This window comes from Sporosarcina sp. ACRSM (assembly GCF_022346545.1).
Classification (GTDB): Bacteria; Bacillota; Bacilli; order Bacillales_A; family Planococcaceae; genus Sporosarcina.
The window spans coordinates 156249-172817 of record NZ_JAKRNU010000006.1; the positions used below are offsets into that span (position 1 = coordinate 156249).

Sequence of the window (16569 nt, forward strand, 5' to 3'; positions counted from 1 at the left end):
CTTCCTTAATCATCTTTCTGCGGTTGCCAGTGTACCAAAACAATCTCTTCGTCTACTTTTTCAAAGGCCACCTCCATTGGCATGCCTATTGAAATAGAATTAGGATTGATGCCCATCGTATTCCCCAACATGCGAATGCCATCCTCCAACTCCACAATTACAATGGCATACGGTACTTTTTCTTTGTAATAGGGAAAGAAAGCTCGGTGAACAACATTAAACGTGTAAACCTTCCCTTTCCCTTCGATAGGTACCCATCTCAATTCCGCATCCGGGGCATACGGAGAAATCAAGCGGGGTGGCCAAATTTTCTTCCTTGTCTGCTGACATTCTTGTACAAGCAATTCCCCTCTGGCGGCTCCTTCCAAAAAGGGTTTAAATAGGACAGAGTCCAGCTTTGGTAATGGTCTAAACAATGTTTCTTCGGTTACATTCACTGCATTCATATTCTTCACCTCTCCTATTGTTCAGTTATGCAGAATGGCTAGTGATCCATCACCAAGGTCGCCATAGCCCGTCACTAAACCGATTTGTGCGCCTTGCACTTGAGCTGCTCCCGCTTCATGCCGCAATTGGTGAATTGCTTCAATCACATGATTGATGCCTACGATGTGAGCTTGTGATAATAGGCCGCCATGCGTATTGATTGGCAAAGCTCCGCCATACGTGATCCGCCCATCTTTTACAAATTCAGAAGCTTGTCCTCGCTCGCAGAATCCTATTTCTTCTAATTGACGTAAAACAATAAAAGTGAAGCAATCATAGATTTCAGCAAAATCAATATCATCATGCTTGATACCCGCCATATCAAACGCATGTGGAGCTGCCTGTGTAATTCCCATATTCAAGATATCTTGTCGGCTAATCAGATCATCTGGTCCTTGTGGATGCCCTTCGGCAATCCCCCCGATATAAATCGGCTTTTTAAACCGGTGTGCATTCCTTGCAGAGGTCACGATGACCGCCCCCGCACCATCTGTTTCCAAAGAGCAATCAAGTAACCGGAAGGGAGCGACTAAAACTGGAGAGTTCTGATAGTCTTCTTCCGTCATCGGTCTGCCCTGCATATATGCTTTATTATTTAATTGAGCATGCTTACGGCAAGTTAATGCAACCGTTTGCATTCCTTTAGGATCCGGATTATATTCATAAAACCAGCGATTTGCATGAAGGGTATAATATTGCATCGGTACCATTAATCCATAAGGATATTCCAAATTATCCCGATAGTCAGGGTTAGGCATAATTTGGTTATTCAGTTCCAAAAACGAAGGATCACCTGCACCTAGTCGTACGCCTGAATAGCCCTTTTGTCCGGTAGCTACCAAGACGTATTCTGCAATTCCCTGATCGACTGCCAAAGCTGCCGTCTGAATGGCTGCAATTGAACTGGCTCCTCCCATTTCGTGCCGTCCGCTAAATTTCAACTCCTTGATTCCTAGATGAGCGACAAAGTCTTCACAGCGAACATTCGTTAACCAAGGGGAGATTACTCCATCAATTTCCGCAGGTTCAATTCCCGCATTACGGCAAGCGTGGATTGCCGCTTCAATCATCAGTTGCGCCAGTGTTTTATCAGTTCCTCTGACATAATCTGTTTCCCCCACTCCAACTAAACAAGCACGATCTGATAATGACTGTTTCATCGAATCCACCTCCAATTACTTTCTAATCCATATCGATGGATTAATGAAATTGTACCTCTATAAAACGAAATATTCTGTAAACTAAGCTACAAATAAGCTTAATTTATGTTATGATTTGACTAGATTTTAAAAAACATTTGAAATATAGAGGAAAACAACGAATTGACATAAGAAATAGCGAAAGTACCTTATAAGGAGATGGAAGGTATCCTGTAACGCAGAAAAGGATTCAGTCAAACTTTTTTCATTTCAACCTATTTAGTTATTTTCTAAGAAGGGGGTAATACGATGAATATATCTGAAAGTACATTTAGGGAAGAACTTAATAGTTCACCATGGCAGTCCAATAAATTGGAATATTGGAGTTCTCTATTTAAAGTTTGTCAGGAAAAGACTGTGAAAAAAGGAGATTTCATTTACTATCAGGGGCAAGTACAACCATATATTTATCTATTAATGAAAGGTCGAGTTGCTGTCTCGCTCATTGCCAATGACGGTAATGAGAGGACTTGTATGATTTTTACTGAAGGAAGCATTTTTGGCACAAGCACAGCAATTGAAGGAGGCTCTTCCCTACTGAACGCCAGGGCCAACGAAAATTGCGAGCTAAAGTATATGCATCGCGATGAATTTTTAAATAAAGTTACCCACGACCCTATATTATCTATGCAAGTGACATATACATTAAGTAACATCGTCAAGACTTTAGCAAATATCATTAATGATTCCAGCTTCATGTCAGCACAAGAACAGATTATCAATTACATCCTCAAACTAGCGAACATATTTGGAGAAGATACACCGATGGGGAAAAAAATCACACTTAAATTCACCCACCAACAAATGGCTGACTTAATTGGAGCATCGAGGGTAACTGTCTCTAAGGTGATGGGGCATTTGGATAAAGAAGGGATTCTCCTAAAAATCAAAGGGCTTTATTATGTAACGGACGTTGAGCGATTAGAAGCTTTCTTAGATTCATTCTGAGAGAGCCTTTTCTTTTTCCACTTATGGACTACACATTTTCAGTCAACGTAAATAACGATTTTCATTATTTTCTCTTTCATATAAAAAAAGCTATCTTCCAAATCGAATAATCTCCGACTTGAAAGATAGTTTTCCAACTTTTTATGCGTAAACAGTTCATCTTATCATATACCACAAAGACAGAGGCGAAATTCCCTCCTTTAGTCTTTTAAATGTTCCCATTTTCATGTTTTGGTATGCATAAAATAGATAACGCAGCTATGACACCTGCAATAGCGAACAAATAGAAATTCATCGAAAGGTCAAATTTCCAAGACATGAACAAGCCAACGAGTATAGGCGCCAAAATTGCCCCTATTCTACCAAAGCCAAGTGCCCATCCTAAAGCTGTTGCGCGATTTTCGGCATCAAAATACTTTGAGATATATGCGTTTAATATCAGCGTAGTGCCAATAGTTCCAAAGCCTGCAACACCTACAAGTCCATAAAGAATGAACATCGATGTTTTAATACTTAATAAAGAAATGGAAACTCCAGCCAGTAAGTAAGAAATGAAGATAACCTTTTTTGAGCCCCATCGATCTGCAGCTATTCCTGCTAAAAGAGACCCAAATACCGCTGAAAGATTAAGCATCAAAAGAAGCCCTAAGCTCGAACCCAGTGGGTATCCAGCTTCTCTCATCAGTTTCGGCAACCATGTAGTCAATCCATAGATCATAAACAACCCAAAGAAAAAGGTAATCCAGAAAAACATTGTTGCCCGAATGTTTTGTTTAGAAAATAGTGTGGTAATGTTGTTCGATTTACTTTTCCCATCCTGTTCTTTATCCGGCTGTTTCTGAATAATCGATTCCAAAGAAATATTATAGCGATTACCAATACGCTCAGCCTCTGCTCTTCTGCCTTTGGCTATTAGAAAATCGATTGATTCAGGCATAAATTTGAGAATGAATGGAACTGCTAGAATGGGCACTGCTCCAATCATAAACATGATACGCCAGCCATGCTCCTCCAAAAAAAACATGGAAATCAAAGCGGAAAATACACCTCCGAAGGCGTATCCTGTATACATAATGGCATACATGAGTGATCTGCGTTTAATTGGTGAATATTCTATAGTCAGTGCAGACGCTGTAGGAATAATACCGCCGCATCCAAGACCAGCGATAAAACGGAATAAACCGAACATTTCCGGAGAAGGGGCTATAGACGAAAGAGCCATCATTATCGAAAATAAAGTTATACAAAATACCAATATCTTTTTTCTCCCAAAAATATCCGTAGCCGTCCCAACACATACGGCTCCTATAAGCATACCGATCAGGGCATAGCTTCCTATGGAACCTCCCATTGCCGGGGATAATGCCCATGCCGGATATTCCAGTAACGCTGGGAGTACGGCTCCGTATATCGCTAAGTCGTAACCTTCAGCAAACATGCAAAAAAAACACATAAACACAACGAGGTAAGTCACCTTCGGAATAGAATTGGATTCAAAGTCAACCGCATCCAGCGGAGGACTTGTTGCGGTATTCGAATAAGATGAGGACTTTTGTAATTGTTGTTTCACATGAACAGCTCCTTTTGTTTCGTTATTTGTAGGTACAAAAATTCATCCAAGGCTTTTTATACTCCAATCTGCAATTAACATAGCATCATATTTACAGCTCACTTTTGAAAATGATTACATCATCATGAAATAGTTAATAGTCTCTCTTCTCCCCCTTTTCCCCCGCCGATAGACATTGCTGTAACACCACCCAGTTGTCAAAAAAGATAGAATAATATGTATTAATATAGTTGCCAAATAAGTTCTTCACAAGAACATAGTTTAAAATGGTTAAACTTTATCCGTTTTCCATGCTTTTTTATAAAAAATACGAAACCCAATTATCTACGAGCGATCAATTGGGTCCCGTAAAGAGGAAGATATTATTCATCCATGACAACAGTCGCTTCAATCTCAATTAAGAATTCAGGTAAAGCTAATCCTGTGACACCGATGAGCGTTTGTGCGGGCGGAGGTACTTCGCCAAAAAACTCTTTTGTAGCAGCTCCAAAAATTTCATAATCATGCGGCCTTGTAGTAAATATTGTAGTTTTCACCACATGGTCCCAAGTAGCGCCGATCTCATTTAGAGCATGTTGGATATTCTGATAACACATGTTGGTTTGCTTTGCGAGGTCGTTCTCACCAACCACTTGGAATTCCTTATCCCAGGCTAGTTGACCAGAAAGAAAAGCAAGCTTTTTCCCTTTAGGAATCACCACATGAGTAAAACCAATGGGATCATGAATCGTACTAGGATTAATAATTTCTCTATGCTTGCTTTGCATATAATGCACCTCCTGCACTTAATGATTGACCTATTCTTTTTCTATAAATCCCAATATAGAAAGGCTTGCATCTTCCGTTGGTTTTATAAAGATAATCTATTCAATTACACTAAAGCGATTGCTCTCATCGGGCTTCCACTGCCATGCTCGATTTTTAATGGAGCAGCAATCAGGATTGCCCCTTTTGGTGGTAGCTTATCAAGATTGGTCAACTGTGCCAATCCATATTTATTTGCCTCATGCATAAAATGATGGCTTGGAAATGGAGGATTGAATGTATGTGCTATCCCTGCATCCGTTCCGACCGTTTCAACACCTACACCTAAAATATCCCGTTCTACAAGGAGTTTCGAGGCTTCCGGTGTAAACCCCGGTGTATGTGACAAACCATTTTCATCAATATTAAAAAATTTGTCGCCATTTACATATTCGGACCAACCAGTATAGAGGAGTACCCAAGAATCTTTAGGGATTTCTCCGTACTCTGCCTCGTATTCTCTTATATCTTCGACAGTCAAACAGTAGTCGGGATTTTCTTCACTTTTTGCTTTTATATTAATGACACGCACTTCACCGATTAGTCTTTTTGCAGGGATTTTATCGACGCTATCGTTTTCCTTACCGGAAATCCAATGATTCGGTGCATCGAAATGTGTACCGCAATGTTCACCTAACGTGAGGTCATTCCAGTAACAGACAGGGCCGGTTGCATCGTATTTTGAAATCTGCGTGGATTTAAATGAACTTGTATTGACAAAAGGTTCTGGCAATTGAATCACCGGTGTATCCTCATTTAATACTTGTGTAAGATCCACGACTTCAATTGAATCGTTGGCTAGACCTTCGAGCACTTGATTTAAAGCTTGATTTCCCGGTTTTTTACTTAGTACTTGCGATTGAACATTCATCCCAATTCCCCCCCGTATGTTTTTACAATTATCGTACAGTCTCTTTTACTGGTTCAATAGTCACTACTTCATCCGAATATACGTGTGGAATATAAACATCAATTACAGCTGAACGACCTTCCTTTACTTGTTTCAAGCCTTCTGCTAAGGCCTCTTTCAATTTCGAGCGCTCTTTCACCGTAATGGCATGAGCATCTCCTGCAGCTGCAGCCACCCCTGCTAAATCTGCCGGCGGATCGAAGTGTACATAAAAATCTTGATGGGCGTTTGCTACACCGTCTGGGTGTACGCCCAAGGTCGAATGTTTAGGTGCACGCCATCCTCGATTATTGTAAATCACCGTTAAAAATGGCGTATTGTATCTCTTCGTCATCCAATGAACAGTCGAAGGGACACTGAATAAATACGAGCCGTCTCCTGTTAAGCTGATGATCGTTTTGTCGGGCTGAGAGAGTTTCATACCGATGGCCGCGCCGCCGTTCCATCCCAATGATCCTGCTCCGCTTCCATAGTAAGACCCTGGAACACTTGCTTCGATATGGTTGGAGATGACTCCATAGTTGGTGATTCCCTCATTTAAAATAATCGTATTTTCATCCATCAATTCTCTTACGCAACCGGTCAGGTACTCAGGAGTGATGACATCCTCACCAGCTTGCTCAGCTTGGCGTCTTTCTTCTTTTAAATGCCCATGAAGCGCAGTATATTCTGCCCGTCGCACAGCAACCGCCTTTTGGTCGATTTCCTTGGTCTCTTCAAGCAATACGTTGATTTGTTGAAGAGCCGTATGTGCATCGGCTTTAAAGAAACGTTTGGAAGGTATGTACCATAGCGGCATTTCCTCTTTCAACGGATCTATATCAATATAGTAAACGGTTGCATTTTCGGACGGTTTATTTTTCGTCGGAATCCAAGGTACGTCACTATCCAAAACCAGTACCAAATCAGCTTCAGCAAGTAGCTCATTTTGTTTTGCATCATTCCAATATGAACCGCAGTGCATTGGGTGGTCAGCTGGAAAATTCATATGATGCGGAACAGACTCAATAACAGGAATCGCCAAGTTGTCGCTCAAACGGACAAGCTCATTGACTGCTTCTTTCTTTCTACCCAGATAAGATGTAACGATTAAAGGCTTTTTAGCGGCCAGCAAGTCTTTGGCCAATTCTTCAATTAAATTTGGAGGAACTGCCGCCGGAGCTATTGGCTCCCACAACTCTTTTTGAATCGTAACAGGTTTAGTTTCTTGTTCCATTGCTTCTCGTGCACCCATTAGATAAACAGGTCCCGGTGGATCACTCTTAGCCACTTGCAAAGCGCGATGGACCAACTGTTTTACATTGGCGCCTGTTCGGATTTCATTATCATATTTTGAATAGCCGCGCATAATGCCGCGCTGATCAAAAACATCCTGAATCCAGTGAATAAACTCATTCCGACTCCCAGTCAACTCGCCCTCCTGTGTGTAAGGAGATGAACCTGCAAAAACCAATACGGGAACACGGCTCTTAAAGGCATTATGAATGGCTCCACCCATATTCTGCGTACCACATTCCACATGAACAATGACCGCTTGTGGCTTACCTGTTGCCTGCGCATATCCGTGGGCCGCACTGAGCGCAACAAATTCGTGTGGACATGTAATTACTGTAGGCAATTCCCGGTTCTCTTGCTTGGCAATGGCCAAGCTCTCAATGATCGAAGGATGATCACTTCCTAAGTTGGCAAAAATATAGGAAACACCCGCTTCTTGTAAGGCCTCCAAAAAGGCTGTACCTGTTGTATACAATGTAACTCCTCCTAATCAAATGTTCTTGTCATCTAGATGTAAATTCATAATAAAATAGCTTTTATGATTAAGATGTTAATTAATTAACATCTTAATCATATTTTTAGAATTAACAGAAAACACCTTAAATAAAGATGCAGAGTCATGTGGATATTCATAACTCTGCACTTTTATCAACTAGCTTGTTTTATATAAATAGCCCTGCCGGCGGAAGCTGGTATGCTGCGACAATCGTCTTGGACTGGCTGTACGCATCCAAAGCTTCTTTGCTATATTCTCTGCCGACACCACTGTTTTTGTAACCGCCAAATGGTGCTCCGGATTGGAAGTTGAAATAAGAGTTGATCCAGACACTTCCAGCCTCTATTTTATTAGCTGTTTCCAAAGCTTTTTCCAAGTCTGTCGTCATAATTCCGGCGGCTAGTCCGTATTCAACGTTGTTGGCGATTTCAATGACTTCTTCGATATCCTTCCATCGACTGATGGTTGCAGCAGGGCCAAAAATCTCTTCCTGAGCAATTCTCATATTTGGCTCAGCCTCAATAATTGTCGGCTCAATGAAATAACCATGTTCATGACCTGGAACAGTCACACGATTACCACCATAGAGAATCTTTGCACCTTCTTGTTTGGCAATCTCAAAATAATTCAGTACACGTTCGCCTTGTTTTTTATTAATAATAGATGCCAATCGTGTAGAACGATCGGTTGGTGGACCGATTTTCACCTTTTTAGCTCTTTCAATCAATTTTTCTACGAACTCATCGTAGATGTCATCATGAACTAAAAGTCGCGTTCCTAGAATACAGCTTTCGCCATTAAAGAATGTATAGCCCAGCGTCGCATTCTCAACCGCCCGATCGATGTCCACATCAGGGAATACAATATGAGGCGCTTTGCCCCCGAGCTCAAGAGTGACAGGAAGAATTCTTTCACCTGCTGTTTTACCGACAAGTTTACCGACCCCTACACTCCCTGTAAATGCCAACTTATCTATATCAGGATGATCAATCAAAGCCTGACCAGCCTCAGTACCGTATCCTGGAACCACATTGACTACACCTTTAGGAAGAATGTCTCCTATAAGCTTGGCAAGTTCCATGACAGAAAGGCAAGCGTCTTCTGCAGGCTTCAGGACAACAGTGTTTCCTGCCGCCAAAGCCGGCGCCAACTTGAAAGAAGCCATTATCATTGGCACATTCCAAGGAATGATTTGAGCGCAGACGCCAAGCGGCTCCTTCTTAGTTATTAAATAGCCATTTTCCACGGGTCTGGAAGCGCCTTCATAATGAGTCAGAATTGCCGATGCAAAATAACGGAACTGATAGATAGCAAGTTTATAATCCAGATCGAATTCATGGAGAGCTCTACCTGTATCCATGCACTCGATCAACTTTAAGCGTTCCTGATTTTCTTCTAGTACATCGGCAATTTTATTGATCAGTGCTGAACGTTCCTCAATCGTTGTGTTTGCCCAGCCTGGGAAAGCTGCTCTTGCTGCTTTTACTGCTTTGTCAACATCTTCTTTTCCCCCACGGCCGATTTGTGCAAGAACTTCTCCTGTAGCAGCATTTACCGCATCGATGTATCCGTTAGCTGCTTCAACTGATTCCCCATTAATAAATGGACCATACTTTTCATTGAGTTTCACTTCGTTTGGACTGATTTGAGTTAAAGTTTCCATTCCCATTTCCCCTCCATCATCATAATAAATTCTTATAGGATTGCAGACCCATAACGAGTTCCCTTTGCGAAAAAATGAGGTTGTTCACAACGATCATGTTATGAATTGCTCGTCCAATTATCACATAAATCTGGTAATTAAACCTCCTAAATTAACTATATCATATCAGAATATTCGTAACAAAGTATGTTAACTCGTTAACATATTCTTATACTAATTTAGCTTTCCCTCCATTTCCAATTACTTTATAACCATATAATGTTTGATTTTAAGAATTAAAACAATCTTGATATTTAATATCGTTAAACTATATGAATATTTAAAATATATGTTAAATTATTTACACTTTTATGAGCTTTTTTATCGAATAATATGGACAAGGGCTATTATACAAAGCTCAATCTAGTAAGGGATACTATCTGTTTTTACGTTAACCCCTTTAACTTAACAATACTTTTCAATTTTTTATTTTTTTTTGTAAAACTAGTTTGATATTCTATCTTTCTTGTTCTACAATATGTTTTGATTGTTTGTAAAAGTAAAATTCCATCAATAATTTTCAGATAAGAGCGAATCATTAAAATATAAAGAGCTTAGACCTGATCAGAAATTACCACCTTGAAGGGGATGTGGAGATGTATGAGATATATGTGGGAACCATTTGTTCAATACGGGCAAAAAAGGAGAAGAAATAAAGGAGAAATCTTATATTCACAGGGAGAGAAAGGTAAAGGATTTTATTATTTGACAGAGGGAAAAATCAGTTTTCGGCTACTTTCCGAAGATGGCAAGGAAAGGATTATAGATTACATGTTAGAAGGCTTTTTATTTGGGGAACAAGGAGTCTCCAGTGACAATTATTATATTACTGCGATGGCCGATACTGATGTGTCAGTTTATTATTTCTCCAATGAATCCTTTATAACAATTTTAAGAGACCATGCGAATGCAAAAGAAATTTTTATAAGCTCAATTATTAGTAAGATGAGATTGCTCAAGGAAACTTATGCTATTTTAAACAAACCTTATGAACAGCAGATGGCCCACTTCATAATGCTACTATGTAAAAAGCATGACAGTCAAACGGTTCCAATTACCCAAATCGACCTTGCTCAATATATTGGAACATCTCGTACAACGGTTTATAAAATAATACAGAAGTGGACGGAGAGAAATTTAGTACTTCAGAAAAACAGAAAGATTGTGGTAACTGATCCTCTTGGAATGAAAGCGCTTTATGAACAAACTTAAACTATTTCCTTACCGTCAACATTTTTGTCTTTCGTTTTTTGGGTAATTAAAATAAACTGATTTTAAACACTGGAGGGTTGACTTTGTTCACATTGACAAAGAATACATTAGATTCATGGGAAGATATTCTGCCATACGGAAAAAGAATATTCATTAAAGCAAAGACAATCATCTTTCGTCAAGGAGAAATGGGACAAGGTTTTTACTATATCGAAAAAGGAATTATTAAAGTATGTTCTTTAAATACAGATACTAATGAAAGAATATTAGATATCACCGGGCCTGGTATTTTAATTGGCGAACATACAATTGATCAACTCCCCTATTATTCAACAGCAATTTCTCATGAAGACAGTGTCTTATATTACTTTACCAAAGAAGATTATGAGAACTTATCCCAACACTACCCTGAAATTACCCTTTTATTTGCCAAATCACTTATTAACAAAAAGAAGATCCTTTTAAATATCATAAATGATCGCAGTGCCAGTGCGGAATATCAAATTGCCCGTTCATTAATATACTTAATGGAATCTTATCAAAACACGGAAATCAACTTAACGCAGCAGGAGTTATCTCACTATGTAGGTTTAACACGTATAACGGTCTATAAAATTTTAAAAGAGTGGGTATCAGAAGGTATTATTTCCATTAAAAACAGAAAAATATTCATTCTGAATCCAAACGATCTAAACGAAAAATTAATAAAATAACTATACCACTTTATACAGCTGCCTATTCTGGGTAACTCAAACTGCTAAGGTTTTTATAAAACTGCAGTAGAAGCTTAGCCACAAGTACATGGACTTGCACTTAGCAAGTCCATGTACTTGTCACTTAATTCATAATTACTTTTGCATTGTACGAAAGTCTATATTTAAGATACAGGTTGCTTTTGATTATAAAATTCCTCAGGGATTGGACCGAACACACGGCGATGATAAAGCATTGGATCCTTCTCTTCATTGACGGTCAGGTTTTTGACATCCCCTATTAGAACTGTATGGTCACCCGCTTCGATAGCTTTAAATGTTGTGCACTCCAACACACCAAATGCACCATCAATGATAGGCAAACCATTACTAGACATTTTCCAATCACAAGAACTAAAGCGATCAACGTTTTTACTAGCAAAGGTTCTACACAGCTCTGCTTGATCCTCAGCTAATACATGAATAGCAAATTTCCCGCCTTCCGTAAACTCTTTAAGAGTAGACACGCCGTGATCTATTGACCATAGCACCTTAAGAGGATCTAGCGATACAGATGCAAAAGAACTAACTGTTAAACCAACAGGCTTCCCACTTTCAGTAGTGGTAGTGACAATCGTTACACCAGTAGGATAGTTCCCCAATATTTTTTTAAAAAGATTTTGGCTCTCTTGTTTCTGCATAATCAATCTCTCCTTTTTATTGTATAATTTATTTAACTTCTTGAGCTGCCAGATAGCCTGAGGTGCCCGAAAGTCCAGGCCCTGGGTGAGTTGAAGCCCCAATATGGAACAAATTTTTAACAGGGGTCTCGTGTCTTTTATATTTAGAGGTAGGCCTCCATAACAATAGTTGATCAATAGAAGCTACACCCGAATATGGATCTCCACCTACCAAGTTCATATTATTTGCTTCCAATGCAACTGGTGATATGATTTCACGTTTGATAATCATCTTTTTGAAATTGGGGGCATGTTTACTGATACGTTCTTCAATTCGTTCAACGTAAGCCTCAATGACTTCTTTCGTATAACCGTTCGATGTATCAATCTGTCCTAACGCATCGCCTTTCAATTTTCTAGGCATTTCCAATAATTGAATCCACAATGTATGCTTTCCTTCGGGAGCACGACTTGGATCGAATGCCGTATGTTGCCCCACCGCTATCGTACCTTCTTTTGGCAGTAATCCGTTATACACCTCATTAACCGATTGACTTACGCCCTCAACTCCAGAGGTAATATTGATCATAGCTGCTCGGTTTAGTTCTGGATTTTCCCACTCTAATGGTCCATCCAAAGCATAATGAATTTGCATGGCTGCATTGCCATATTTATAATTTCTAACATCTCTTTGTAAAGATTCAGGAATGGTAACTTCCGTCAGTAAATTCTCATACAATTGATGCGGCGTTACATTAGCAAGAACATAATTGGCAAGATACTCTCCGTTTCGGGTTCGAACCCCCACCACTTTATCTTTCTCCACTAAAATCTGGTCGACTTGTTCATTTGTAAAAAATTCCCCACCATTAGCCTCGACTATTTTCATGAGTGCCTTAACAAGTTCTCCTCCACCACCTTTTGGAATCGGCATTCCGGCAGCTTCAAGAGAAAACACTAATACTTGCATCATAATATTGCCGGCTGCGTCATTTGGTCCAAGGCCTGTATGGAGAATCCACGGAGCAAACAGAGCCTTAACCAAGTCACTTTCAAAATATTGATCAAGCAGTGAATCCGCAGACTTCATCATGCTTCCAACTTCGGACTTAAATTCTTTTAACCCTTTTTTTCTCACAAATTTGGAAAGTGTACGCATTGAGTTCCAGGATACAGGCTCGTTTGATAACATATGAAAGACGAATTCAGAGTTACCCTCAAAGTTCCTCATCAATTCATCATAACGATCACCTTCCCCGATTGCGATTCGGTTAAAGTTCTCTACATTCTTCTTTCGATCTGAATAGAGAACTGCACTTTCATTGTTTGGCAAGATGACACCCGTCGGTATATCCGTGTTCAAATAGGTAAGTCCGAATTTCTCAAGGTCGTCTTTCAGCTCCGCATACGCAGGACTTGTAACAAATAAAGGATGCCATCCAGAGAAAACATCAGTCTTAAAGCCCGGCGCCAAAAGTTCTTCTGTCTTAATACAGCCACCAATCCAGTCATTTTTCTCCAATACTGTAACCTTATGCCCTCTTTTTGATAAAACCGCTGCTGCAGTCAATGAATTGATACCGCTACCTACAATCACTACATCAGAACGTTTCACAAAGCTACCCCCTTCCTCAATCGTCGGCTCAGACAAGCACGACTACTCAAGTACATATTTTTATTATGTGTTAGATAGTTTTCGTTGTAGACTAAGCATCACACTAGCATTACTTGATGCTCGGAATACTCTTCAAGCTGATTGACAAGGTTCCCTTTACCAAATTTCAATTTTCCTTTTTTGTCACCTTTATCCATAGACTCGCTTGTGTACAAAAGGAAATCTAAGATATTTTCCCGCCGTACTTTGATATCCTGAACATTCTCCAAATAGAACCATTCATCAATGGTATTGTATACACCTCTGTTTAAACCAAATGTCTCGGTACAATACTTGACAAATAATAAATCAGGAAGGTTTATAATTGGTTTACTTTCATCAAATGTCATTAACTTCACCTCTTCATGTAAATTGTTTTTATTACAACGTTCTACAAAAGAAGCTAGGAGTACCACTGGTCCCCCTTCCCTTGGAGTGCTTACTATAAAGATACAATCTAAGTGCAATCCGTACGGTTAACCAATTAACATTTTTTCCATTGAAATTATTATGACCATTCGTCTGAAACACATCTGAAGCCTAAATGTCCACTTGAGCTGTCGGGTGTGCTGGAACTTCTGGCAGCCACCCGGTAGCGGTTGCAATAAGACTTATGACAAAGATAGGATCCACCTTTTATGACCTTACCTGCACCTGTAGATGGACCGGTCGGGTTTTCAAGTAAGCTACTAGCATGATCCGCACCGAAAAAGTCTGAACACCACTCCCAAACATTTCCTACGACATTATACAACCCATAACCGTTGGGCTGATAGGACTTCACAGGGGCTGTGCCTATATAGCCATCCTTCGCGGTATTCTCCAAAGGAAATTTCCCTTGCCAAATATTGCACTGGTATTTTCCTTTATGCTTTAATTTGTTTCCCCAGGGATATTTTTTTTGCACGAGTCCACCGCGTGCGGCATACTCCCATTCCGCTTCGGTCGGAAGACGCTTTCCCGCCCAATTGCAATAGTTGATAGCATCATTCCATGAAACATGTACAACAGGATGATCCATTCGGTCTTCAATTATAGAACCCGGCCCTTCCGGCTGTTTCCATGAAGCACCTTGTACTACAAACCACCATGGGGCCTGCTTAGGGACTTGACTGACATAACTTGCAACTTCCTTAGTCACATGTGAATGAAAGACATAAGACCATCCATAACGCTCAGCATCAGTAATGTAATTGGTATCATATACAAATTCTGTGAATTCTGCGTTGGTCACAGTACAAGGATCTATGTAAAATGATTTGACCTTAACGATTCGTACCGGTCCTTCTCCATCTTGAGGAAACCCCTCATTATCCTCCGTTCCCATTAAGAATTCGCCTCCCGGAATACGTATCATCCCTTCTTGATTCTGCTTTTTTCCAGAAGGCAAACCTGTTGGAGTGGCGTTTTCTAATACGCTAATTGAGCCATGGCTTTTTGATCTTTTTAGTACACAGCATGAAGCACTTCCTTTTTCTATCATGTAATCCACTCCTTTGGTGAAATATAATAATTGTAAGGAACATAAATTGCTTTATGTTCCTTACAGCTTGATGTTCAAACTTCTGAAACTTCCGGTGCCGTGATAGACTGCTTGACACTTTGGTTAATTTCCGGCGGATGCAGAAATAACACGATAACCACAATACCTGAGAGTATCATGCCAGCCGCAAAGGCAAATGTGGAATCAAAGCTTCCGGTTATTTCCACCAAGAACCCAGTAATAATTGGTGCAAATACCCCTGGAAGGGTTTGAGCCAATTGAGTCAAGCCACCTATTGATCCCGCTCTTTCAGGTACAGTCTCAACTATCACTGTGGTAATCGGTGCATGTGCACATGAAAGCACAAAACATGCAAGCGTAAGAATGGAAGCCACCCCTACAATGGAAGTCATCTGATTAACCAAAATGAGGCATATCGCAAGAATGACAAACCACCCTGAAGCTAAAAACGATCTGGCAATTCGCCTACTATTCGTCTTACGATAAAGGAGATCACTTACTCTTCCTCCAACAAGAGATCCCACAGCAGCACCTATCCATGGAATGGATGCAACAACGCCCATCGATTTCAAATCCAGACCTCTCTCCAACATGAGATAGCCTGGGAGCCAAGTAAGCAAGAAGTAAAATACAAAGCCAAAGCAGAATAGAACATAAAGATTTGCATAAATCGTACGTCTGAATTCTTTAGGAACAGTTAGCATTTCCTTAAAGCTCTTTCTCTCCGGTGTTCCAGAATTTTCAGTCAAATGTGCTTGTTCTAACTTCAACCATTTTTTCTCTTTTTCTTTCATATACTTATTTGCTTCCGGCTTGTCCGTAAACCACTTAAGCCAGCATAGGACCCAGATTAATCCAAGCACCCCCATGACATAAAAAGGGGATCTCCAACCGTAAGTTCCAATCATCCAAACAATAATCGGCGTTGCAAGAGCAGGTGCAATATAGACACCCGAATTGGCCAGACCCAATGCAGTAGAATATTCTTTGGGACTAAACCAGTTTGTTACTATACGAATGGCATTTGATAATGCCGGACCTTCACCAACCCCGAAAAGCACCCTTGCAATGACAAATGATCCAAAGCTAAATGCCCCGGCTGTTCCTACAGTAAAAAGGGACCACCAGGTTGCTCCCCAAGTAAATACTTTCTTAGATCCCCAACGGTCGGCAGCAAGACCGGCAAAAACACCCGCAGGGACTAGCCCCCAAAAGAACGCACTCAGTATAATACCAAATTGACCTGGACTGAAACCAAATTCATTCATAATCGCTTCCGTGGCAAGCGAAATGATAACCCTGTCGACAAACTGTATAAAAAAAACAACCGTAATAAAACTTATTATTATCCAACGATATTTCATGGTTTCCTCCCCTATAGTCGGCTTTACTTAGTCCTTGCGATCTTTTATTATTGTAAGATCTTATGGTAATCAA

15 protein-coding genes are annotated in these 16569 nt (G+C 40.1%); 3 read left to right on the forward strand and 12 right to left on the reverse strand.

The window, feature by feature from the left end; all coding sequences use genetic code 11:
• Window positions 1-5 precede the first annotated feature (5 nt).
• Window positions 6-446, reverse strand: a complete 441-nt coding sequence (locus MHZ95_RS11210; RefSeq protein ID WP_239390718.1) for a Zn-ribbon domain-containing OB-fold protein — start codon at window positions 444-446, stop codon at window positions 6-8.
• 21 nt (window positions 447-467) lie between these two features.
• Window positions 468-1646, reverse strand: a complete 1179-nt coding sequence (locus MHZ95_RS11215; RefSeq protein ID WP_239390719.1) for a thiolase family protein — start codon at window positions 1644-1646, stop codon at window positions 468-470.
• A 288-nt stretch (window positions 1647-1934) separates the two neighbouring features.
• On the opposite strand from MHZ95_RS11215, the gene MHZ95_RS11220 reads away from it, so the two are divergent.
• Window positions 1935-2633, forward strand: a complete 699-nt coding sequence (locus MHZ95_RS11220) for a Crp/Fnr family transcriptional regulator (protein WP_239390720.1) — start codon at window positions 1935-1937, stop codon at window positions 2631-2633.
• Window positions 2634-2841: 208 nt separating this feature from the next.
• Here MHZ95_RS11220 and MHZ95_RS11225 read toward each other — a convergent pair whose 3' ends face one another.
• From MHZ95_RS11225 to MHZ95_RS11245, 5 genes are all read right to left on the reverse strand, one after another.
• Window positions 2842-4146 (reverse strand): MFS transporter, encoded by a 1305-nt coding sequence (locus MHZ95_RS11225; RefSeq protein WP_239390859.1) that lies wholly within the window; start codon window positions 4144-4146, stop codon window positions 2842-2844.
• 419 nt (window positions 4147-4565) lie between these two features.
• Window positions 4566-4970, reverse strand: coding sequence for a RidA family protein (locus tag MHZ95_RS11230; protein ID WP_239390721.1), 405 nt, complete (start codon window positions 4968-4970; stop codon window positions 4566-4568).
• A gap of 104 nt (window positions 4971-5074) precedes the next feature.
• Complete coding sequence (locus MHZ95_RS11235; protein WP_239390722.1) at window positions 5075-5878, reverse strand: cyclase family protein; 804 nt, start codon at window positions 5876-5878, stop codon at window positions 5075-5077.
• Between the two features lie 28 nt (window positions 5879-5906).
• Window positions 5907-7667 (reverse strand): thiamine pyrophosphate-requiring protein, encoded by a 1761-nt coding sequence (locus MHZ95_RS11240; RefSeq protein WP_239390723.1) that lies wholly within the window; start codon window positions 7665-7667, stop codon window positions 5907-5909.
• Window positions 7668-7854: 187 nt separating this feature from the next.
• Window positions 7855-9351, reverse strand: a complete 1497-nt coding sequence (locus tag MHZ95_RS11245) for an aldehyde dehydrogenase family protein (protein ID WP_239390724.1) — start codon at window positions 9349-9351, stop codon at window positions 7855-7857.
• Window positions 9352-9990: 639 nt separating this feature from the next.
• Between MHZ95_RS11245 and MHZ95_RS11250 the strand changes: the two genes are divergently transcribed.
• Window positions 9991-10602 (forward strand): Crp/Fnr family transcriptional regulator, encoded by a 612-nt coding sequence (locus tag MHZ95_RS11250; RefSeq protein WP_239390725.1) that lies wholly within the window; start codon window positions 9991-9993, stop codon window positions 10600-10602.
• 83 nt (window positions 10603-10685) lie between these two features.
• Window positions 10686-11315, forward strand: a complete 630-nt coding sequence (locus tag MHZ95_RS11255; protein WP_239390726.1) for a Crp/Fnr family transcriptional regulator — start codon at window positions 10686-10688, stop codon at window positions 11313-11315.
• Window positions 11316-11479: 164 nt separating this feature from the next.
• Here the strand turns inward: MHZ95_RS11255 and MHZ95_RS11260 are convergent, their stop codons facing one another.
• The 5 genes from MHZ95_RS11260 to MHZ95_RS11280 form a co-directional block, all read right to left on the reverse strand.
• Window positions 11480-11995: a flavin reductase family protein gene (locus MHZ95_RS11260; RefSeq protein WP_239390727.1), complete on the reverse strand. Its 516-nt coding sequence runs from the start codon at window positions 11993-11995 to the stop codon at window positions 11480-11482.
• 28 nt (window positions 11996-12023) lie between these two features.
• Entirely contained in the window at window positions 12024-13589 is a 1566-nt protein-coding gene (locus MHZ95_RS11265; RefSeq protein ID WP_239390728.1) for a phytoene desaturase family protein, read from the reverse strand.
• Window positions 13590-13687: 98 nt separating this feature from the next.
• Window positions 13688-13978 carry a hypothetical protein gene (locus tag MHZ95_RS20940; protein WP_304649174.1) on the reverse strand — a complete coding sequence of 97 codons (291 nt, stop codon included), beginning with the start codon at window positions 13976-13978 and terminating at the stop codon, window positions 13688-13690.
• 158 nt (window positions 13979-14136) lie between these two features.
• On the reverse strand, window positions 14137-15111 hold the full coding sequence (locus tag MHZ95_RS11275) for a formylglycine-generating enzyme family protein (RefSeq protein ID WP_239390729.1): 975 nt from the start codon (window positions 15109-15111) through the stop codon (window positions 14137-14139).
• A gap of 74 nt (window positions 15112-15185) precedes the next feature.
• Window positions 15186-16496 (reverse strand): MFS transporter, encoded by a 1311-nt coding sequence (locus MHZ95_RS11280; protein WP_239390730.1) that lies wholly within the window; start codon window positions 16494-16496, stop codon window positions 15186-15188.
• Window positions 16497-16569: the final 73 nt, after the last annotated feature.

Coding starts and splice junctions, on each gene's coding strand:
- MHZ95_RS11210 (WP_239390718.1), bottom strand. CDS start 446: ATGAATGCAGTGAATGTAACCGAAGAAACATTGTTTAGACCATTACCA.
- MHZ95_RS11215 (WP_239390719.1), bottom strand. CDS start 1,646: ATGAAACAGTCATTATCAGATCGTGCTTGTTTAGTTGGAGTGGGGGAA.
- MHZ95_RS11220 (WP_239390720.1), top strand. CDS start 1,935: ATGAATATATCTGAAAGTACATTTAGGGAAGAACTTAATAGTTCACCA.
- MHZ95_RS11230 (WP_239390721.1), bottom strand. CDS start 4,970: ATGCAAAGCAAGCATAGAGAAATTATTAATCCTAGTACGATTCATGAT.
- MHZ95_RS11235 (WP_239390722.1), bottom strand. CDS start 5,878: ATGAATGTTCAATCGCAAGTACTAAGTAAAAAACCGGGAAATCAAGCT.
- MHZ95_RS11245 (WP_239390724.1), bottom strand. CDS start 9,351: ATGGAAACTTTAACTCAAATCAGTCCAAACGAAGTGAAACTCAATGAA.
- MHZ95_RS11250 (WP_239390725.1), top strand. CDS start 9,991: ATGAGATATATGTGGGAACCATTTGTTCAATACGGGCAAAAAAGGAGA.
- MHZ95_RS11260 (WP_239390727.1), bottom strand. CDS start 11,995: ATGCAGAAACAAGAGAGCCAAAATCTTTTTAAAAAAATATTGGGGAAC.
- MHZ95_RS20940 (WP_304649174.1), bottom strand. CDS start 13,978: ATGACATTTGATGAAAGTAAACCAATTATAAACCTTCCTGATTTATTA.
- MHZ95_RS11275 (WP_239390729.1), bottom strand. CDS start 15,111: ATGATAGAAAAAGGAAGTGCTTCATGCTGTGTACTAAAAAGATCAAAA.
- MHZ95_RS11280 (WP_239390730.1), bottom strand. CDS start 16,496: ATGAAATATCGTTGGATAATAATAAGTTTTATTACGGTTGTTTTTTTT.